We start from the raw sequence: 19,692 nt of genomic DNA on the forward strand, positions 1-19,692 counted from the left end.
CTAGTGGTTTAGTTCAGGAACGGCGACCACGCAGGTTCACGCACTTCGCCTTGTGGTGACGGCAGGGAAAATTGTGCTCTTCCGTCTGCCGAGACCTCGCCCAGGACCCCACGGGTTCCTTGCTGAGTGGCATATATCACCATAGTGCCATTCGGTGCAACACTTGGAGATTCATCCCACTGAGTATCCGTGAGGGATGTCACTCGACCACTCTTCAGATCCTGCTTGGCAACCTGATAACCGTTGCCCGAGCGATTGATCATGAACAGGGTTTCCCCATCGGGCGACACACGCCCACGGGAATTGTAGTTTCCGGTAAACGTCACGCGTTCAGTACCCCCGGAAAGATCAAGACGATAGATCTGCGGCGAGCCGGCACGATCAGACGTGAAGACCATGCCACTGCCATCCGGCAGCCAGTCCGGCTCGGTATCGATCGCAGGATTGTTGGTCAGACGTTGGAATTTGCGTGACGCGATATCCATCACATAAATCTCGGGCTGACCATCCTTTGACAATGCCATCGCCAACTTGCGGCCATCCGGAGACCAGGCCGGAGCACCATTGATGCCACGGAAACCGGTCAGTTTGGCACGACGACCACTTCCCAGCTCCTGAACATAAATCGCAGGCCGTTCTGATTCGAAACTCACGTACGCCAGTTTCTTTCCATCCGGCGACCATGCAGGAGACATGATCGGTTCATCGGATGCAAGAATCTCCTGACTACCATGGCCATCCGAGTCGGCAACATACAGTGCGAAACGAATGTTGTCACCCACGCCATTGGCGGTAATGTAGGCGATTTTTGTCGAGAAAGCACCGCGAATTCCAGTGATTTCCTCAAATATTTCATCACTCATGTAATGGGCGCGCGAACGCAACTGGCCATCACTGCCCGTGATGACTTCTCCCAGCATGCGCTTGTTCCCGAGCACATCCATCAGCTCGTATTGAATGCTGTAGCCACCGCTGCTCGCATTCTTGACCTGCCCGACCACCAGATAGCTGGCGCCGAGACGCTTCCAGTCATTGACGAAGACATCCTGGGTAGTCCCCGGCAGCGCGATCAGGTTGTCACGCTTGATCGGCTCGAATTGGCCGCTGCGCGCCAGATCATCCGAGATGATACGGGCCAGATCCTGAGGGAGACTTCCCCCCGTCAGGTTCTCGAACGGCACCACGGCGATCGGCGTCGCGCTGTCATTGCCCTTGGTGATCTCGATGGTCAGGTCCGCTCGCGCCATGCTGGTCACGACCAGCATGGCGGCTGCCATCATCCATGTAGTCACTCGTCTCATCGGCCCAGGTCCTCTGGATTGAAGTACAGATTGAAGTTGCGGAACTGGCTCTTGGCTGAAGCCGGCAGGTCCTGCATCTCGGTAAACGGTGCTGCTTTCTGTATCGCCTGAATCGCGGAACGATCAAAGGCGGCATTGCCACTGCTCTTGCTGACCGCAGCCGAAACAAGTTCTCCTGTCGGCAGCAATGAGACGCGCAGCGTCACCGTCATGCCGGGTACGGTACCTGAAGGCCGATTCCAGTTCTGCCCGACATACTTCTTGAGCAGACTCTCAAAGCCATTGGCCGCCTGTGCGGCCTGCTTGGCGCCACTGATGGCGTCACTTTCGCTGTCGATCAGACTATCCAGTGACCCGGCTGATGCCTGTGCCGCCTTCTCGGCAAGCGCCTTCTGGCGCGCGGCCTCCGCGGCTGCCTTCTTGCGAGCCTCTTCCGCTGCCTTTTCCTTGGCCGCCTTTTCCTTCGCCGCTTTCTCGGCGGCTGCCTTGGCTGCCTTTTCCTTTTCAGCCTGCGCCTTGGCCTTGGCCGCCTTTTCAGCCTCTGCCTTGGCCTTCGCGGCTTTTTCCGCCTCGGCTTTCTTGCGCGCTTCCTCGGCTGCCTTTTCCTTGGCGGCCTTCTCCGCTTCCGCCTTGGCCTTGGCCGCCTTTTCGGCTTCCGCCTTCTTCAAGGCGTCTGCCTTGGCCTGTTTTTCAGCTTCAGCCTTCTTGCGCTCAAGCGCAATCGCCTTGGCTTCTTCCGCCCGACGCGCTGCATCTGCCTTGGCCTTGTCTGCCGCCTCGGCAGCCGCTTGCTGTTCCGCCTTCAACTGCTCAGCCGCCTTGGCCTGTGCCGCCTTCTCCTGCTCGGCAGCCTTGGCCTGCTCTGCCTTGAGCTGCGCGGCTTTCTCGCGCGCAGCACTTTTCTGCTGTTCTGCAGCGCGCTCCGCTTCCCGGGAGGCCTCCTCCTTGGCACTCTGACGCTCATCGGCCTCTTCGGCGGCGTCCCGCGCCTTGCTGGCCTTGGCCTGTTGGGGCTGATTGGTCGTCGTTTCGGTGCTGACCAGCGTCGCGTTGACGATGGTCGTGCTGCTCTGATCCGGCTCGGACTCAGGCCAGCTCACCAGGGTCAGTACCAGGATGACCACATGCAGACCCACGGCCAGCACGACGGGTAATCCATAGCCTGCACGCTTTTCGATTTCCGGCTGACTCATCCATCAGCCCTCGTTCGGCGGTTCTGAAATCAGCCCGACATTGGGAACGCCCGCCCCCTGCAGAGTGCTCATCAGCCCCATCACATCACCATATGGCGCTGTCTTGGCACCTTTGACCAGCACGGGTGTCTTGGGCTTTTCCGACACGATGGCGGCCACCTTGCTGCCCAGGTCATCCAGGGCGACGGGAGTCCGCTTGTCCTGATCAGAGCCCAGATCGATGTAGTAGTTGCCGCTGTCATCCAGCGAGACGATCAGCGGTGTCACGTCATCAGGATTGTCGATGGGCTTGGAGGTGACCTTGGGCAGTTCGACCTGTACCCCCTGGGTCATCATCGGCGCGGTGATCATGAAGATGACCAGCAGCACCAGCATGACATCGATGAAGGGCACCACATTGATTTCAGAGGACAGCTTGCGCTTGTGCCCCCGGCTGTAAGGTCCTTTCATGCTCGACTCTCCTTTCAGGCGTCGTTGCTGCCACGGCCGTGCAGATTGCGATGCAGAATGGAGTGAAGCTCTTCGGCGAAGTCTTCATAACGGCCCAGCAGCTGATCGGCACGGCTGGCCAGACGGTTATAGAAGATGACTGCCGGAATCGCGGCAAAAAGCCCCATGGCGGTGGCGACCAGCGCTTCTGCAATCCAGGGAGCGACAGTGGTCAGAGTGGCCTGCTGTGCAGTCCCCAGTGCCTGGAAAGAGCCCATGATGCCCCACACCGTCCCGAACAGACCCACATAGGGGCTTACGGAGCTGACGGTGGCCAGGAACGGAAGATGGATATTGAGACGTTCTTCCTCGCGTGACAGCGTGACACGCATGCTGCGCTGAACGCCGTCCATCACCGCATCGGCATTGCTGGACTTGGGCTTGAGACGACTGTACTCACGAAAGCCTGCACGGAAGACGCCTGCAGCACCCGGCGTCGCCTCTTCTTCACTGGGCAATTCACGGTAGAGGTGATTGAGATCCACTCCGGACCAGAAACGCTTTTCAAAGGCGGTATACGCCTGTTTCGCTCGTGACAATGCCATCCCCCGCTGGAAGATCACTACCCAGGAGGCGATGGAAGCCGCCAACAGCAGCAACATGACGGATTGCACCACCAGGCTGGCATTCGCGAACAGCGAAATGATCGACATCGAATCTTCCACGGAAATCCCTCTTTTACTTGGTTCAGTCAGTGCCGCCGGTGAGGCGACACCCTTAACATTCGTCCGACTCCGTCGCCTGACATCCGACCAGAAGGATGGCTGCAACGGCGTCTCACTCGTTCACGCCTTGACCACGGCGACTCTCGGTCAATCTGGTATCGGTGACTCAGACCTCAAGAGCGTTCAGCAATTCCACTGGCCATCGACGCGGACGCAATGTGCTGGCATCGACACAGGCAATCACCACCTCGGCATCACTCAACATCACCCCGTCCTTCATCACCTGTTGATGAAAGACAAGGCGCGCGCCCCGCAATTCACCTGCCGTTGCCGTGACCTGAAGCAGATCATCCAGTCTCGCAGGACGATGATAGCGACTGGCCACACTGTGCACGACAAGCTGGATACCGCGCTCCAGAAGTGTCTGCTGGGAATAGCCACGTGCGCGCAGCCATTCACTGCGTGCGCGTTCCATGAAGCGCAGGTAATTGACGTAATAGACGATGCCACCCGCATCGGTATCCTCGATATAGACCCGCACCGCATGATGAAAATCGCCCGTCTGCTCAGTCAACGTTTCCTCGCCGGGTCTAGATGTCTGCAGAGACGACATCATGCGTCCTCCTTCCCACCCGGCGTCAGACGCGCCTGGGTCTCACGCGGCGTGATGCCGAAATGCTGATAGGCGGAACTGGTCACGACGCGCCCGCGCGCCGTTCGCATCATGAACCCCTGCTGAATCAGATAGGGCTCCAGCACATCCTCGATGGTATCGCGCTCCTCGCCGATGGCGGCCGCCAGCGAATCCACTCCGACGGGCCCGCCATCGAACTTCTCGATCATCGACAGCAGCAACCGGCGATCCATATGATCCAGCCCGTGGCTATCCACATTGAGCATGTTGAGCGCCTTGTCCGCGACATCCAGCGTCAGACGGCCATCGCCGCGCACCTCGGTAAAGTCACGCACCCGCCGCAAGAGCCGATTGGCGATACGCGGCGTCCCTCGCGAGCGTCGTGCGATCTCGCGCGCGCCATCCATCTCCACTTCCATGCCTGACAGCTTCGCACTGCGCGAGACGATACCGGTCAGCGACTCGATATCGTAGAACTCGAGGCGCTGAACGATGCCGAAGCGATCTCGCAGGGGCGCGGTCAACAGACCAGCCCGGGTCGTCGCCCCCACCAGAGTGAATCGTGGCAGTTCCAGCTTGATCGAGCGGGCAGCCGGGCCCTCACCGATCATGATATCCAGCTGATAATCCTCCATCGCCGGATACAGCACTTCCTCGACCGCCGGTGACAGGCGATGGATCTCGTCGATGAACAGTACATCGCCTTCCTGGAGATTCGTCAGCATGGCGGCCAGGTCACCTGCCCGCTCCAGAACCGGTCCGGACGTCGACTTGATGTCCACGCTCATCTCACTGGCAATGATGTGTGCCAGAGTGGTCTTGCCAAGTCCCGGGGGCCCGAATACCAGGGTGTGATCCAGGCTATCGCCACGACCGCGAGCGGCACTGATGAAGATTTCCATCTGCTCGCGCACGATCGGCTGACCGATATACTCATTCAGCGTTCGCGGCCGATTGGCGCGATCGATCCGTTCTTCCGGATCATGCGTGGCCGCGGAGATCAGTCGATCCGACTCCATCATGATGCTTGCTCAACTCCTGATGACTCATGCTGCAGACATGAATCATGTGGCGAGAGGTGGTCTGACCGAGGCAGTGAAATGATCTTGCGCCAATGCAATCAAGCGCGCACTTTCTACCCCAGTCGCCGGCCATTCCCTAGTCAATAAATCCAATCAGGTCGTGCCTATTCTGTCATTCACGCTATCAGGCACGAGACACGTGCGCTAGCTGGCCATCTTGCGGGCCAACGCCGCCTTGATGAGGGCTTCCGTGGAGGCACCTGTCTCGAGTCCCGAGAGCATCTTGGCCGCCTCGACCGGCTTGTAGCCCAGCGCGACCAGAGCGGCTTCGGCGTCGGCCAGGGGATGGGTAACCGGCGGCTGTGGCTGCGAAGCGCGCGCCATTTCCGACAGACCATCGTCCTGCGGAATCGTCCAATGCTTGAGCCGGTCGCGCATCTCGATGATCAGGCGGTCCGCCGTCTTCTTGCCGACGCCGGGCAAGCGAGTCAGTGCCCGACTGTCTTCGTCGTGCACGCAGCGAATGAAATCGGCCTGCTCCATTCCCGAAAGAATCGCCAGCGCCAGGCGCGGCCCGACCCCGGAAATCTTGATCAATTCCCGGAACAGACGACGCTCCGGCTCCTTGCCGAAGCCATAGAGCAACTGGGCGTCTTCACGCACGACCAGATGGGTGAACAGCTGACAGTCCTCCCCGACAGCCGGCAGACCCAGCAAGGTATTCATGGAGGCTTCAAGTTCATAGCCCACACCCTGTACATCGAGTACCAGATGAGGCGGCTGCTTTTCGAGCAAACGCCCGGTCAGACGTCCAATCATGTTTCGGGCTGTCCTTGAGTCTTCAGTGCCGCCTGCTCATGACATCAGGTGTCAGGCGGCACGGGTTGTTGCGTTGCGGGCAAGCCTACCAAAGATAACGTGCAGGCGGCATGTCCGAGTGTCACGACGATTTTGTCGCATGAATCTGACAGTCACTTGTCGCCATGAGACCAGATGCAGGCAGCATGCGGATGCCAGCAGAACGCAAGATGCTGCCTGACATCGTGAAAACAAGCCCACAAGTGACTGAAAAATTGGAATTTATTGATAACGATAGCGTATCTGGCGCAAGCGGGCTTGTCACTTCTCGCCTGTAGAGGCCGTCTTCGGCACACGCCGGAGTCTGCTCCCCACTCTCTTCAGCCCCTGACCAGACACTCTTCAGACCCTACGTGACCGGCAGACACCTCATTTGCCCGGCTCAAAGTCACGCCAGCTACTGCTGCGTCGTGCGCGGGTACTCTTGCGCCCTGCACCCGCCCCCAGGCCCAACGCCTCCAGCTGCGCGCTGCTCGGGGTCAGTCGCATGCGTGCAAAGCAATGTGTCAGCGCGATGGCCAGAGCATCCGCGGCATCCGCCTGAGGCGTTGCAGACAGCTTGAGCGTATGGGTCACCATATGCTGGACCTGCGTCTTGTCTGCTGCACCGGACCCCGTGACAGCCTGCTTGATCTGTCGCGGCCCATACTCTGATACCGGCAGGCCGTGGTTCGCCGCACACACGATGGCTGCCCCACGAGCCTGACCGAGCTTGAGCGCGGAGTCGGCATTCTTGGACATGAAGACCTGCTCGATGGCGAACTCCGCCGGGCGATGCATGGCAATCACTTCACTGATACCGGCGTAGATCTGCGCCAACCGCTGGTCGAGGCTGACCTGGGACATGCGGATGCAGCCACTGTCCACATAGCGGGGCTGAGCCGCCGAGACGTCCAGTACGCCGTAACCGGTCAGGCGTGATCCCGGATCAATGCCAAGAATGATCATGCCACCGCCTCACGTCTCACACTCATTGCCGCTCCACCCCTGTCGTCTTTCCAGCTTACTGTGTATATAACCAGCCACAATGCCACAAAAAAGGCGGTGCGACACTGTCATTGCCTGCATCATCTGCAGGTAACAGTCTCACACCGCCTTGCCGGGGGTCACTTGCCCGCTTGCGCGGGACTACCCCTCTCCCGGGCGCTGATGGCGCCTGTCAGGAGAGGTTGATCACCCCGGGGTCATTCGCCTGGATCAGGCCTGACCGCCTTCTTCTTCGACCTTGACCTTCTGACGCAGACGGATGTTCAGCTCCTTGAGCTGCTCGCCGCTGACTTCCCCCGGGGCGTCGGTCATCATGCAGCCAGCGCTCTGGGTCTTCGGGAAGGCGATGACTTCACGAATGGTCTTGGCGCCGGTCATCAGCATGACCAGACGGTCGAGACCGAAGGCCAGACCACCATGGGGCGGCGCGCCGAACTTGAGCGCGTCGAGCAGGAAGCCGAACTTCTCTTCCGCTTCCTCTTCGCCGATGCCCAGCACTTCGAACACGGTACGCTGCATGGCCTGGTCGTGGATACGGATGGAACCGCCACCCAGCTCAGTGCCGTTGATGACCATGTCATAGGCGCGAGACAGTGCCGCTTCCGGATCGGCCTTGAGTTCTTCCGGGGTGCAGGACGGCGCGGTGAACGGGTGGTGCAGCGCGCTCAGGCGGCCATTGGCATCGGCTTCGAACATCGGGAAGTCGACGACCCACAGCGGTGCCCATTCGCGGGTGTAGAGGTTGAGGTCTTCGCCCAGCTTGACGCGCAGCGCACCGATGGCCTCGGCCACGATGTTGGCCTTGTCGGCACCGAAGAACACGATGTCGCCATCGACGGCGCCACAGCGGTCCAGCACGTCATCCACGACGTCTTCCATGAACTTGACGATCGGCGACTGCAGACCCTCGATGCCCTTGGCACGCTCGTTGACCTTGATCCACGCCAGGCCCTTGGCACCGTAGATGCCGACGAACTTGGTGTAGGCGTCGATTTCCTTGCGTGACAGGCTGGCACCGCCCGGCACACGCAGCGCGGCGACACGGCCCTTGTCATCCTTGGCCGGGCCGGAGAAGACCTTGAAGTCCACGCCGCTCATCAGGTCATCGACATCGACCAGCTCCAGCGGGATGCGCAGGTCCGGCTTGTCGGAACCGAAGCGCTGCATGGCTTCGGAATACGGCATGGTCGGGAAGTCGCCCAGCTCGACATCCAGCACTTCCTTGTAGAGACCACGGATCATGGTCTCGGTCATGCCCATGATGTCCTTCTCGTCGACGAAGCTGGCCTCGAGGTCGATCTGGGTGAATTCCGGCTGACGATCGGCGCGCAGATCCTCGTCACGGAAGCACTTGGCGATCTGGTAGTAACGATCGACACCGGCGACCATCAACAGCTGCTTGAACAGCTGCGGAGACTGCGGCAGCGCGAAGAAGCTGCCGGCATAGGTGCGGCTCGGCACCAGATAGTCACGTGCCCCTTCCGGCGTGGCACGCGTGAGAATCGGGGTTTCGATGTCGAGGAAGCCCAGGGCTTCCAGCTGGGCACGCACGCTGTGGGTGATGCGTGAACGCAGGCGCAGCTTGTCGATCATGTCCGGACGACGCAGGTCGACATAACGATACTTGAGGCGAACTTCCTCACCGACCTTGTTGTGGTCGTCCAGCTGGAACGGCGGCGTCTGTGCGGTGTTGAGCACTTCGACATCCTTGGCCAGCACTTCGATCATGCCTGTCGGCATGTTCGGGTTCTGGGTGCCTTCCGGGCGCATGCGAATACGGCCCTTGATGCGCAGGACGTACTCGCTGCGCGCCTTGTCGGCAGTGGCGAAGGCATCGACGGTGTCCGGATCGACGACGATCTGGGCGATACCGTCACGGTCGCGCATGTCGAGGAAGATGACGCCACCGTGGTCGCGACGGCGGTGCACCCACCCGCACAGAGTGACATCCTGATCGATCAGGGTCTCGTTCAGTTTGCCGCAATAGTGGCTGCGCATGTTGATTCCTTGTTGCTCAAATTCGTGATCGACGCACTGGTGCGCGTCTGTCTCAGAGGGCCTGACGCTGGAGATGCCTGCCACTCATGCATGACCTTGCACATGGATGGCAGGCATGACAGCTGGCCTGATGACGGGAGACATCAGGACGAGCTATCGCCACCTCCGGCCAGATTCTTCTTGCTGCCGGACTTGAAATCCGTTTCGTACCAGCCACTGCCCGCCAGACGGAAACCGGCGGCGGATACCAGCTTTTCCAGCTGGTCCGTCTTGCATTCCGGACATTCCGTCAGCGGCGCGGCGCTGATCTTCTGCAACTTGTCCATCCGATGGCCACAGGCCTTGCAGTGGTATTCATAGATCGGCATGGTTTTTTCCTGACGATACTGGTCCCGAGCGCATGAATGCGAATCGCGGACCATGACAATGTTATGCCTTGCGGCGCCCTTGCATCAGACGTGCCGGAGACATCAATATGAGTGACATCTCAAGCACAGCTTCGGAACGCGTACAATAAGGCCAGTTGAACGTCTTTCAAGTCAAAGCGAAAGGGCCACATTATAGCGTGCTCGGCCCCTTGCGGGGCAACACCTCGATAGATTCCCGGCAATGCGCCGTCATGCCCGGCCAGGGTCAGGCCTCATTCACTGCCGCCCGGCCGTCTCACGTCATGAGGACACCGATGTCTGATCCCCAACTCGCATCTGCAACTCCCCCTACTGCTGCCGCTGGTTCTGGCCCGCAGGCCGTGATGCTCGACATGGCATCACTTGGCGACGGTCTTGACTTCAGCCGCCTGAAGGACCGGGTCAATGGGCTTGTCTGCCATGATGCCACGTTGCCCGAGCAGGTCGTGGAGCGTCTGGAGGGTGCCGAAATCGTGCTGGTCAACAAGGTACGCCTGGAGGCGCAGCATCTGGAGGCCCTGCCGACATTGAAGCTGATCGCCGTCATGGCCACCGGCACCAACAACATCGACATGGAAGCGGCAAGGGCGCAAGGCATACGCGTCATGAACGTCGCGGCCTATGGCACCGCCTCTGTCGCACAGCACACCTGGATGTTGATGCTGGCACTGGCCGGACAACTGCCTGGCTACCAGGGAGATGTCGCGAGCGGTGAATGGCAGCGCAGCAATACCTTCTGCCTGATGGGCCGCCCCACCCTGCAACTGGCCGGCAAGCATCTGGTGATCGTCGGCAAGGGAGAGCTGGGGACTGCCGTGGGCAGGTTGGCAGAGGCGTTCGACATGCGCGTCACCTTCGCCGCGCGCCCGGGCAGTGAGTCGACGTCTCAACGACCGAGCCTGAAACACCTCCTGCCTGAAGCGGACGTCATCAGCCTGCACTGCCCACTGACGCCTGAGACACACCATCTGATCGACGAGCAGGCCCTGGCGTTGCTGAAGCCCGGTGCCCTGCTCATCAACTGTGCACGCGGTGGCATCATCGATGAAGAGGCTGCACTTGCCGCCTTGAAGCGTGGGCACCTCGGTGGACTGGCCGTCGACAGCCTGCCGGAGGAACCGCCCCGGGAAGGCCATGCCCTGCTGACAGCGCTGGCTGACGGCCGCACGGCGTCTGAGGCCGGATGGAACCTCATCGTCACGCCCCACAATGCCTGGATCAGTCGTGAAGCGCGTCAGAACATACTCGATCTGAGTCTTGCCAATATCGAGGCCTATCTCGGCGAAAACGTCTGAGACATGGACGAGGGGGCTGCACTCCGATGCCCGCCCGCTGACAGAGGCATGGATAGACACAAGAAGGGGCCAGATGCACAAGGTATCTGGCCCCTTCTTGTGTCGGAATTGCCGCGTCATTCAAGAGGAATGACGCGACATCGATGGCAACTAGCCTGAGATCACTCTTGAATTCGCTCAGCGCAGGTGGCTGGCGAATGAGGATCTGTCGATACGAATATGCATGCCGGCGGCCTTGACGGGGTGGCCTTCGGCATCCCACGTCACTACCCGCCCGCGCGAGATGAGCAATACCCAATCAATGGCATCCGCCGCCTGATCCTCGTCATGCCGACTCGCCGACGATGCCGCATGGCCCTCGCCGCCTTGCGGCTCGATGCCCGGTTCAACCGTCAGATCAGGATGCGCATTGCAGCCCATGCTTTCGATGTGCCGCAGATCCTCCTCTCCCGGGGCGCGCATGCGGTACTGACATTCGAAGGTATCGCCGAAGGTGGTGAACACGCGGTGACGCAGGACATGCACGGCTTCCAGGTCGTCAGGATGGATCAGCCGATCAAAGTCCAGCTCGCGCATCACCAGCGGCTCACGCCCTGTCGCTCCCAGCATCCGCCACAGATTGGGGTGAATGTGGATGATGCGCCCGGGAATATCCATCTCCCACAGACTGTCGCCACTGGCCTCCAGGGAGTCGAGCAAGCGCCGCTCACTGGCCTGGAGTTCCTGCTGGGTCTGGCGCAGACGTCGGTACATCTCTTCCGCTGTATTATGGGCATCATCTAGCTCGACGATACCGCATTGCCCAGGAGACTCGATCTCCGCCCCCATGCCGATACGATGCAGGCGATCCCTGAGCTCTGCCAGCGGCACGGACAGATGGCGACTGATGTGGTGGGTGCGCCAGCTCATCAGCAGGAAGAAGCTCAGATAGAAGAGAATCAGGCCGCCCACCAGCGCCATGCCGACCAGTTGAAAATTGCGCCCGATCTCGGCGGTACGCGAGAAAACGGCCGACTCCTCCACCATGCTCAACATGATCCAGTCATTGCTGCTCAGACGCTCCCAGGCCACCTTGAAGGGCTCGCCATCCACCGAGACGCTTGCAGAGCCCCGACGCTGCCCGAGGATCTGCTCGGACAGGGTGGCGAAGACGGGATGCCTGGACAGCTCCATCTGCGCCGGCCGCAGCACGTCCTCCTCCTGGATAATGCTGACGTCCGGCTGCTCGACCGGTGCCAGAGACAGCAATGATTCGCCCCGCGACGGCACCGCCAGTGAGCGCCCCTTGGCATCGTAGAGCATCGCGAAGCCGCTCCAGGGCAGTTCCATGGCCAGAATCTGGTTGACGATGACATCCAGGGTCATGTCGATGCCTACCACACCGAGAAATTCGTCACCGTCGTAAAAAGGCGTGACGGCAGACGTCATCCAGCCATTGGCGGCGGGGTCCTGATAGAGATCCGTCCAGACGGTGTGGCGCTCGGGATTCATGGCCGGTGCGGCCAGGTAGAAGAAGGAGAAGTCTCGGCAATCGTGATCGGGGGGCAACAACTCGACGAGATCCACATAGGGATAGATTCGCACATAGCAGTTCGCCAGCGTCACGAAGGTCTGGATGACCGCGGGATGGGTCGAGACGATATTGCGCATCAGGGGGTCCACGGCCGTCATTCGCAATGCCAGTGGCACATCGATCTCGATATCAGGCAGCACGGCATGGAAGCCACTGGCCTGATCCCCTTCATCCCTCTGGCTGGCCCAGGCGCCACTGCGCTCGAATCCATGCCGAGCCGCTTGCTCCGCACTGACGGGAGAAGCACTGTCGAGTCGAATCATGCGGGCCTGTGCCGCCATGCCGGTGGAGAGATCCTGTATATGTTCCAGCTGACGATTGAGGCTCTTGGCCTCGCGCAGCATGGCCAGATTCAACTCACTGCTCGACTGCGCCTGAAGGTAATTCAGGTTGGCATCACGTATCTCGTCGTTGGACAGGAAGTACACCGCTACCAGCGCCGTCTCTACCAGCAGCAACGGGATCATGGTACTGGTAAACAGCGCGCGCCAGACCCATTTCTTGATGGTGATGGGGGTACGTTGAATTCCCGGCATTGGCGGATTTCCTGATTCCTCCATAAGTGAATCGAGTATGCGCCTTCTCTTGCCTATAGGTGGACTTCGCGCTTCAACGCTCAAACATGTCCAAAAGGTCAGACCTTGGTGTCAGGACTGCGGACAGGCGGCCAAGGCTTTGCTAGGATGCTCGCCCCCAAGGAGGCTGCATGCTTTACAACTACGGTTCCATCAATATCGATCACGTCTACCGGGTCCCTCATCTGGTTCGCCCCGGTGAAACTCTGGCGAGTCACTCCTTCCGTCAGGTATTGGGCGGCAAGGGGGCCAACCAGTCCCTCGCTCTAGCACGCGCAGGCGGAGATGTCACCCACTGGGGACGTCTCGGCAATGCCGACCGCTGGGCACTTGAGCCATTGGAGAGCGCCGGTGTCATCACGTCTCAGGTCGAACTGAGTGCCAGCGCCAGCGGTCACGCCATCATTCAGGTGGATGATCACGCCGAGAACAGCATCATCCTTTACCCTGGTGCCAATCATGGCTTCACCGACGAACACCTCTCCGAGCTGTTCTCCGGAGTCACCCAGGGCGATTGGCTGCTGCTTCAGAACGAGTGCAATGCGCTTGGCAAGGTCATCGAGATGGCGCATGCCAAGGGCATGAAGATCGCCTTCAACCCGGCGCCGATGGGTGCTGAAGTGCTGGATCTCCCGCTGGAGCATTGCCAGGTGCTGTTCTTGAACCGTGGCGAAGCGGCGCAACTGGTCGAGCTGGAAGAAAGCGCACCGGTCGACACGCTGCTCAATGCCCTGCATGAGCGCCTGCCCGCCACCGAGGTCGTGCTGACTCTGGGCAGCGAAGGCGTCTGCTATCAGCTGGGCGAGCAGCGCATCCAGCTGCCTGCCCATCGCGTGAAGGCGGTGGATACCACCGCTGCCGGCGATACCTTCATCGGCTATTACCTGGCCAGCCAGATCGATGGCATGAACATCGAAGACAGTCTGCGTCGCGCCAGCACGGCCTCCGCACTCTGTGTCAGTCGTGAAGGCGCCGCTCCCAGCATTCCGGGCAGCAGCGATGTCGCTGACGCCCTGGCGGAGTGGCCCCCCCTGGACGCATTGAGCAACTGAACGACCCCCCCCTTGAACCGGACAGGTCTGAGCCTTTCCTGAGGGTGAGGCTCAGCCCACGGCACGCTGATTGAGGTGCCGGTGGCACCGGTTCATGGCTTTATCGGCAAGAGGACATCATGAAGACTCCCATCATCTTTGATACCGACCCGGGCGTTGATGACGCCCAGGCCATCGCCATCTGCCTGGCACATCCGGACATCGAATTCCTCGGCATGACGACCACCTTTGGCAACGTCACCATCGAGACCGCCACGTCCAATGCGTTGTTGCTGGGAGAGCTGGCGGGCCAGAATATCCCGGTCGCACAGGGTGCTGCCCAACCGCTGGTCAAGGACAAGTTCCCCGCACCGGCGCACATCCACGGCGCCAACGGCCTTGGCAACATGGATATCCCGGAGCCCAAGGGCAAGGCGTTGCCCATCAGTGCACCGCAGTTCATCGTCGAGCAGGTCAATGCGCGTCCGGGCGAGATCACCCTCGTCGCGGTAGGCCCGCTGGGCAACCTGGCAACCGCCCTGCAACTGGACCCGAGCATCATCACCAAGGTCAAGCAGGTGGTCGTGATGGGTGGCTCCATCCGTGAAGGCGGCAACGTCTCTCCGGTCGCGGAAGCCAATATCTTCAACGACCCGCATGCCGCCTCCAAGGTGCTCACGGCAGGCTGGCCGCTGACCATGGTCGGCCTGGATGCCACTCACCGCTGCGTGCTGTCCCCGGCACATGTCGAGCGCATCCGTGTCGCGCAAGGTGCCCTGGGCGAGGTGCTGTCCGGCAGCTATCAGTTCTACAAGGCCTTCTACCAGGAAGCTCGTGGCATCGATGGCTGCTGTCCGCACGACAGCTGTGCCCTGGCCTGGCTGATGAAGCCGGAAATGTTCACCGTCGAGCGTGGCCACCTGAGCGTCGAAGTCGAAGGGCTGGCGGAAGGCCAGACCCTGTTCGCGCCGCAAGGACGCGAGTTCCTCGGCAATCAATGGTCCCAGACGCCGTTGGTCGACGTCTGCGTCAATGCCAACGGTGAGCAGGTCGTCGAGTGGATCACCGACGTGCTGACCGCCAAGGCTTCCTGAGCCTGTACTCCCGATATCACGTGACGCACCGCGGGTCATGACGATACCGGCTGCCCCCCGCAAGGCATGCCTTGCGGGGGGCCAGTCTGCGTGATGCCTCGCCTTCTCTCCGTTTTCTGCCGTCACCTTTCCTTGCATCCAGTGCTGTTCAGCCGTCAGGCAAGGCGCGATCAGCCAGCATTGTGTTCTCCCCGCCTCTCCCGTTTCTCCCGTTTCTCCCGTTTCTCCCGTTTCTCCCGTTTCTCCCGTTTCTCCCGTTTCTCCCGTTTCTCCTGCCTCTCTCGTCTTTTGTCTTTCGCCTCTCCCACCTCGCCGATGACAGTGTTGTGGGTAGGATTGATATCTGTGCGGAGACACAAGGTAACGGTATAATATAAAGATGCTTGCAGAGGCAGACAGATCGCTCACTGCCATGCTCAGCGTATGCGCGTTATCTGATAGGCTATCAGGGACGCACGACCTGCCACCCAGACGCAGTCTTCAGAATTCCATGGAGCGTTTCATGCCCTCATCGTCTCTCATGCCCGCCATGCGTGCACCGTCTCAGCTCTGCTCCGAGGGCTCGGCAGACAACGCCTGTCAGTATGACTGTCTCGTCTTCATCGGCCGCTTCCAACCCGTTCACCATGGTCATGTCGCGATCATGGAGGAGGCCCTGCGTCGTGCACGCCAGGTCATCGTCCTGGTGGGGTCTGCCTGGCAGGCGCGTTCCTTGCGCAACCCTTTCACCTTCGATGAACGCACCCGCATGATTCGCAGCTGTTTCGGGGAGGATGCCAATGCCCGACTGGAAATCGTGCCGCTGCTGGATGCTCTCTACAACGACGATGTCTGGGTGCGGGATGTGCAGCGCAAGGTGCGTGACATCGCACGCCCGCAGGCCAATCGCATGCCCCGCATCGCCTTGATCGGGGCCACGCATGGCAATGACAATGCACGTTCCAGCTATTATCTGAGTCTGTTCCCGCAGTGGGAATCCGTGGCAGGGCCTTACCACGAGGGCATGGTGGCGAGTCATATCCGCGATGTGATCTTCAGCGAACGGGCCAGAGTCGAGGACTGGCTGGACAACGAGGGACTGGAGTTGCTGCCCGGCAGCGTCGCGCAACATCTGCGCGGCTTTCTGGAGGAAACGGCATGGCAAGGTCTGGTCGAGGAGCGGCGACTGCTCGAGCAGTATCGCGCGGCATGGAGTGACGCGCCCTATCCTCCCCTGTTCATCACGGTCAATGCGGTCGTCGTGCAATCAGGGCATATCCTGCTGACCACCCGACGCGCGGCGCCTGGCAAGGGGCTTTACGCCCTGCCCGGGGGCTTCGTCCAGTCGCAGGAGCGCCTGCTGGACGCCTGCCTGCGCGAATTGAGAGAGCGCGTGCGGCTCAAGGTGCCAGAACCTGTCCTGCGCGGCTCACTGCGTGGGCAGCGTCTGTTCGATGAGCCTCATCGCAGCTGGCGCGGTCGCACGCTGGCAGAGGCCTTCTATTTCGCACTGCGCCCGGAGCAGCAGCTACCGAAACTGCGCAGCAGTGGCAAGGACAGCGAAGAGCAGGCTCGCTGGGTGGCACTGGCGGATCTGGAGCCTGACACCTTGTTCGAAGACCACTTCTTCATCATCCAGAACTTTCTGGGCTTGCATGCGGGGCAAAGCAGTTTCTGACTCGCCGATAGAGACAGCTTTGCCAGACACGACAACGGCAGGCCATTGGCCTGCCGTTGTCGTGTCTGGGTGTGGCCTGTCAGGCCTGAAGGAAATCTCGCGGCAGATTCATCAGCTGCTTCCACAGCTTGTCGATCCCCGGCTTGTGAACCAGTGAGCAACGATAGAGACGAATCTCCAGCGGAATATCCCAGGCGTCATTGCCGGCTCTCACCAGCTTGCCACTTTCCAGCTCATCCCGGATGCAGAAGTCCGGAATCCACGCCATGCCCACTCCCTGCAACGCCATGCCCTTGAGACCCTCCGCCATCGCCATTTCATAGACGGTGCGCAGACGAAGCCGCAATGGATCATTCTTGAGCAACATCTTCACGCTGCGCCCCAGGAACGCTCCCTGTGTATAGGAGAGCAAGGGAATCGCGTCCTGACTGGTTTCGCTCTGGCCGGTCAGCGGGAAGCGTGGTTCGCCGTTCTCCAGCGGCACGCAGACCGGCAGCATGTTGACCTTGGCCACCGAGAAGGAGGGGAATGCCTCTGCATCCAGCTGCATGCTGGCGTAAGGGTCATAATATGCCAGCATCAGATCGCAGTTGCCCTCACGCAGGGCATGGATGGCATCGCCGACATTCATGGCGGAGAGCCGCGTCGGCAACTCCCCCAGCCCTTGCTGAAGGCGCGAGATCCACTTGGGGAAGAACGCCAGCGCCAGCGAGTGTGCCGCCGCGATGTCCAGCGTCTCGTTGGCCATCCCAAGCCCGCGTAGATGGGCCAGACATTCGGACAGCTGCTCGGTCAGGTTGCGCGCGGTCACCAGGAACAACTGCCCTTCCGGCGTCAGGCTGACAGGCGTGGTCGAACGATCCACCAGCGTGGTGCCCACGGCCTGCTCCAACGCGCGAATTCGACGGCTGAAGGCTGGTTGGGTCACATGTCTGAGGCGAGCCGAGGTGGAGAAACTGCGCGTATTGGACAACGCGACGAAATCTTCCAGCCATTTTGTTTCCAGGTTCACCCGAACTCCCATCGATATCGATCATGCCGGCAATATGCGTGAAAACCGGTCATGTAGCGCCTTGTCTCTGGCAGTGAGCTTCACGGGGGAGAATCACTACCTTCGTCGTATGCATTTGACGTATACGGCAGCGGCGATAGGCATTGGTCGTCGGGGCATCCTGCTGGTTACCCTTGTCCACCTCACCGCGCTTCAAGCGCAACAGTGTACTTCAGCCAGGAGTTCCGCCCAAGTGAACAGTGCCTCGGAAACCGCTCAGAACGCCATGCCATCCTCACAGCCCGACCTCAGCCATGCAGAGCAGGAGGCATTGGCAAACGGTTTCCGCCTCGAGAAGGATCTACTGGGACGCGAGCCGGTCCCGACGGAAGCCTATTACGGTGTCCAGACCCAGCGTGCACTCAACAACTTCCATCTGTCCGGCGTGCCGCTGTCCCACTTCCCGCGTCTGGTGGAAGGCCTGGCATTGGTCAAGGCCGCTGCCGCGGAAGCCAATCACGCGCTGGGCTATCTCGAGACACGTGAGCACGATGCCATCCAGCATGCCTGTGCACGCTTGATGAATGGCGATCATCACGATCAGTTCGTGGTCGACATGATCCAGGGGGGGGCCGGTACCTCGACCAACATGAATGCCAACGAGGTGATCGCCAACCTCGGGCTGGAATATCTTGGCTATCCGAAAGGGGATTACCAGCACCTGCACCCCAACAATCACGTCAACATGGCGCAGTCCACGAATGACGCCTATCCGACGGCCATTCGTGTCGGCCTGCTGCGCAGCCACTCGATGCTGGTGGATGCGCTGAGCGAACTGGCCAATGCCTTTGCCAGTAAGGCACTGGAATTCGATGATGTCGTCAAGATGGGGCGCACCCAGCTTCAGGATGCGGTGCCGATGACGCTGGGCCAGGAATTCCGCGCCTTCGCCAACACCCTGCGCGAAGATGTCGAGCGCATCGCCAACCTCAACGAGTTGCTCAAGGAAGTCAATCTGGGGGGCACGGCGATCGGCACCGGCATCAATGCCGATCCGCGCTACAGCGCCCTGGCCATCGAGGCATTGGCACGTCGTTCCGGCATCGACTTCCGTCCGGCGTCGGACCTGGTCGAAGCGACCAGCGACATGGGGGCCTTCGTGCTGTTCCACGGCATGCTCAAGCGCCTTGCGGTCAAGCTGTCCAAGATCTGCAATGACCTGCGTCTGCTGTCTTCCGGCCCGCGCACCGGCTTCAACGAGATCAACCTGCCGCCTCAGCAGCCGGGCAGCTCGATCATGCCGGGCAAGGTCAATCCGGTGATTCCGGAAGCCGTCAATCAGGTCGCCTTTGACGTGATCGGCAACGACACCGCGCTGACCATGGCGGCGGAAGCCGGCCAGTTGCAGCTCAACGTGATGGAGCCGCTGATCGCCTACAAGCTGCTGGATTCCATCCGCCAGCTGAGCCGAGCCATGACCATGCTCAAGAATCGCTGCGTGATCGGCATCACGGCCAATCGGGATCGTTGTGCGGAGCTGGTCAACAACTCCATCGGCCTGATCACTGCCCTCAACCCCTACATCGGCTATGACAACGCGACCCGCATCGCCAAGGAAGCCCTGGTCAGCGGTCGCAGCGTATTGGAGCTGGTGCGCGAGGAAGGCCTGCTGGATGAGGCGCGCCTTGAAGCACTGCTGTCGCCGCAGGCGATGACACGGCCGCGCCAGATGAAGGATTGAAGCTGCAGTAGCGTTCCGATGACTCATCACGGGTTATCCTTGCGCCAAACCGTGGCGTAGTCTGACGCGCAGACTGAAATGACAAACGCCCCGCCCAGGCTTGAAACCTGAGCGGGGCGTTTTTCTGCTGGATAGCGGCAAGACAAGTCGCTTCTCTTTCCTCTTTCCTCTTTTCTCGCTT

The 19,692-nt window shown here is 60.6% G+C and carries 17 protein-coding genes; 5 read left to right on the forward strand and 12 right to left on the reverse strand.

Features of this window, described 5'->3' with window-relative positions:
* Positions 1-8: 8 nt before the first annotated feature.
* The 10 genes from tolB to PJK54_RS07215 all read right to left on the reverse strand — a co-directional run bounded on the left by tolB (position 9) and on the right by PJK54_RS07215 (position 9,515).
* On the reverse strand, positions 9-1,301 hold the full coding sequence (gene tolB, locus PJK54_RS07170; RefSeq protein WP_077376488.1) for a Tol-Pal system beta propeller repeat protein TolB: 1,293 nt from the start codon (positions 1,299-1,301) through the stop codon (positions 9-11).
* On the reverse strand, positions 1,298-2,494 hold the full coding sequence (tolA, locus tag PJK54_RS07175) for a cell envelope integrity protein TolA (RefSeq protein ID WP_271302576.1): 1,197 nt from the start codon (positions 2,492-2,494) through the stop codon (positions 1,298-1,300). The genes tolB and tolA overlap by 4 nt, the downstream gene beginning before the upstream one ends.
* Before the next feature lie 3 nt (positions 2,495-2,497).
* Positions 2,498-2,944, reverse strand: a complete 447-nt coding sequence (gene tolR, locus PJK54_RS07180; RefSeq protein WP_077376494.1) for a protein TolR — start codon at positions 2,942-2,944, stop codon at positions 2,498-2,500.
* Positions 2,945-2,958: 14 nt separating this feature from the next.
* Positions 2,959-3,636, reverse strand: a complete 678-nt coding sequence (gene tolQ / locus PJK54_RS07185; protein WP_077377369.1) for a protein TolQ — start codon at positions 3,634-3,636, stop codon at positions 2,959-2,961.
* 178 nt (positions 3,637-3,814) lie between these two features.
* A complete protein-coding gene (ybgC, locus tag PJK54_RS07190) occupies positions 3,815-4,261 on the reverse strand; it encodes a tol-pal system-associated acyl-CoA thioesterase (RefSeq protein ID WP_191237980.1) in 447 nt (148 codons plus the stop codon).
* Positions 4,261-5,304 carry a Holliday junction branch migration DNA helicase RuvB gene (gene ruvB / locus PJK54_RS07195; protein ID WP_136937829.1) on the reverse strand — a complete coding sequence of 348 codons (1,044 nt, stop codon included), beginning with the start codon at positions 5,302-5,304 and terminating at the stop codon, positions 4,261-4,263. The genes ybgC and ruvB overlap by 1 nt, the downstream gene beginning before the upstream one ends.
* A 204-nt stretch (positions 5,305-5,508) precedes the next feature.
* On the reverse strand, positions 5,509-6,123 hold the full coding sequence (gene ruvA, locus PJK54_RS07200; protein WP_077376504.1) for a Holliday junction branch migration protein RuvA: 615 nt from the start codon (positions 6,121-6,123) through the stop codon (positions 5,509-5,511).
* Between the two features lie 408 nt (positions 6,124-6,531).
* A complete protein-coding gene (ruvC, locus tag PJK54_RS07205; RefSeq protein WP_271302577.1) occupies positions 6,532-7,110 on the reverse strand; it encodes a crossover junction endodeoxyribonuclease RuvC in 579 nt (192 codons plus the stop codon).
* 249 nt (positions 7,111-7,359) lie between these two features.
* A complete protein-coding gene (aspS, locus tag PJK54_RS07210) occupies positions 7,360-9,147 on the reverse strand; it encodes an aspartate--tRNA ligase (protein WP_191236994.1) in 1,788 nt (595 codons plus the stop codon).
* Positions 9,148-9,290: 143 nt separating this feature from the next.
* Positions 9,291-9,515, reverse strand: coding sequence for an FmdB family zinc ribbon protein (locus PJK54_RS07215; RefSeq protein ID WP_136937831.1), 225 nt, complete (start codon positions 9,513-9,515; stop codon positions 9,291-9,293).
* A gap of 314 nt (positions 9,516-9,829) precedes the next feature.
* On the opposite strand from PJK54_RS07215, the gene PJK54_RS07220 reads away from it, so the two are divergent.
* Entirely contained in the window at positions 9,830-10,849 is a 1,020-nt protein-coding gene (locus PJK54_RS07220) for a D-2-hydroxyacid dehydrogenase (protein ID WP_084208699.1), read from the forward strand.
* Between the two features lie 177 nt (positions 10,850-11,026).
* Here the strand turns inward: PJK54_RS07220 and PJK54_RS07225 are convergent, their stop codons facing one another.
* Positions 11,027-12,958, reverse strand: a complete 1,932-nt coding sequence (locus PJK54_RS07225) for a PDC sensor domain-containing protein (RefSeq protein WP_271302578.1) — start codon at positions 12,956-12,958, stop codon at positions 11,027-11,029.
* Positions 12,959-13,128: 170 nt separating this feature from the next.
* Between PJK54_RS07225 and PJK54_RS07230 the strand changes: the two genes are divergently transcribed.
* From PJK54_RS07230 to PJK54_RS07240, 3 genes are all read left to right on the forward strand, one after another.
* On the forward strand, positions 13,129-14,049 hold the full coding sequence (locus PJK54_RS07230; protein WP_084208701.1) for a ribokinase: 921 nt from the start codon (positions 13,129-13,131) through the stop codon (positions 14,047-14,049).
* A gap of 119 nt (positions 14,050-14,168) precedes the next feature.
* Positions 14,169-15,122 carry a nucleoside hydrolase gene (locus PJK54_RS07235; protein ID WP_077376524.1) on the forward strand — a complete coding sequence of 318 codons (954 nt, stop codon included), beginning with the start codon at positions 14,169-14,171 and terminating at the stop codon, positions 15,120-15,122.
* A gap of 529 nt (positions 15,123-15,651) precedes the next feature.
* Positions 15,652-16,779: a bifunctional nicotinamide-nucleotide adenylyltransferase/Nudix hydroxylase gene (locus PJK54_RS07240; protein ID WP_258038301.1), complete on the forward strand. Its 1,128-nt coding sequence runs from the start codon at positions 15,652-15,654 to the stop codon at positions 16,777-16,779.
* A 79-nt stretch (positions 16,780-16,858) separates the two neighbouring features.
* Here the strand turns inward: PJK54_RS07240 and PJK54_RS07245 are convergent, their stop codons facing one another.
* A complete protein-coding gene (locus PJK54_RS07245) occupies positions 16,859-17,791 on the reverse strand; it encodes a LysR substrate-binding domain-containing protein (protein ID WP_077377372.1) in 933 nt (310 codons plus the stop codon).
* 265 nt (positions 17,792-18,056) lie between these two features.
* On the opposite strand from PJK54_RS07245, the gene PJK54_RS07250 reads away from it, so the two are divergent.
* A complete protein-coding gene (locus PJK54_RS07250) occupies positions 18,057-19,511 on the forward strand; it encodes an aspartate ammonia-lyase (RefSeq protein WP_077377375.1) in 1,455 nt (484 codons plus the stop codon).
* Positions 19,512-19,692: the final 181 nt, after the last annotated feature.

This window comes from Cobetia sp. MMG027 (assembly GCF_027947415.1).
GTDB lineage: Bacteria > Pseudomonadota > Gammaproteobacteria > Pseudomonadales > Halomonadaceae > Cobetia > Cobetia marina.

Bases quoted from the DNA above. Each gene is read 5' to 3' on its own strand.
- ybgC (WP_191237980.1), bottom strand. From the start codon at position 4,261: ATGTCGTCTCTGCAGACATCTAGACCCGGCGAGGAAACGTTGACTGAG.
- ruvB (WP_136937829.1), bottom strand. From the start codon at position 5,304: ATGATGGAGTCGGATCGACTGATCTCCGCGGCCACGCATGATCCGGAA.
- PJK54_RS07215 (WP_136937831.1), bottom strand. From the start codon at position 9,515: ATGCCGATCTATGAATACCACTGCAAGGCCTGTGGCCATCGGATGGAC.
- PJK54_RS07225 (WP_271302578.1), bottom strand. From the start codon at position 12,958: ATGCCGGGAATTCAACGTACCCCCATCACCATCAAGAAATGGGTCTGG.
- PJK54_RS07240 (WP_258038301.1), top strand. From the start codon at position 15,652: ATGCGTGCACCGTCTCAGCTCTGCTCCGAGGGCTCGGCAGACAACGCC.
- aspS (WP_191236994.1), bottom strand. From the start codon at position 9,147: ATGCGCAGCCACTATTGCGGCAAACTGAACGAGACCCTGATCGATCAG.
- PJK54_RS07230 (WP_084208701.1), top strand. From the start codon at position 13,129: ATGCTTTACAACTACGGTTCCATCAATATCGATCACGTCTACCGGGTC.
- PJK54_RS07250 (WP_077377375.1), top strand. From the start codon at position 18,057: ATGCCATCCTCACAGCCCGACCTCAGCCATGCAGAGCAGGAGGCATTG.
- tolA (WP_271302576.1), bottom strand. From the start codon at position 2,494: ATGAGTCAGCCGGAAATCGAAAAGCGTGCAGGCTATGGATTACCCGTC.
- ruvA (WP_077376504.1), bottom strand. From the start codon at position 6,123: ATGATTGGACGTCTGACCGGGCGTTTGCTCGAAAAGCAGCCGCCTCAT.
- PJK54_RS07235 (WP_077376524.1), top strand. From the start codon at position 14,169: ATGAAGACTCCCATCATCTTTGATACCGACCCGGGCGTTGATGACGCC.
- PJK54_RS07220 (WP_084208699.1), top strand. From the start codon at position 9,830: ATGTCTGATCCCCAACTCGCATCTGCAACTCCCCCTACTGCTGCCGCT.
- tolB (WP_077376488.1), bottom strand. From the start codon at position 1,301: ATGAGACGAGTGACTACATGGATGATGGCAGCCGCCATGCTGGTCGTG.
- tolQ (WP_077377369.1), bottom strand. From the start codon at position 3,636: ATGTCGATCATTTCGCTGTTCGCGAATGCCAGCCTGGTGGTGCAATCC.
- tolR (WP_077376494.1), bottom strand. From the start codon at position 2,944: ATGAAAGGACCTTACAGCCGGGGGCACAAGCGCAAGCTGTCCTCTGAA.
- ruvC (WP_271302577.1), bottom strand. From the start codon at position 7,110: ATGATCATTCTTGGCATTGATCCGGGATCACGCCTGACCGGTTACGGC.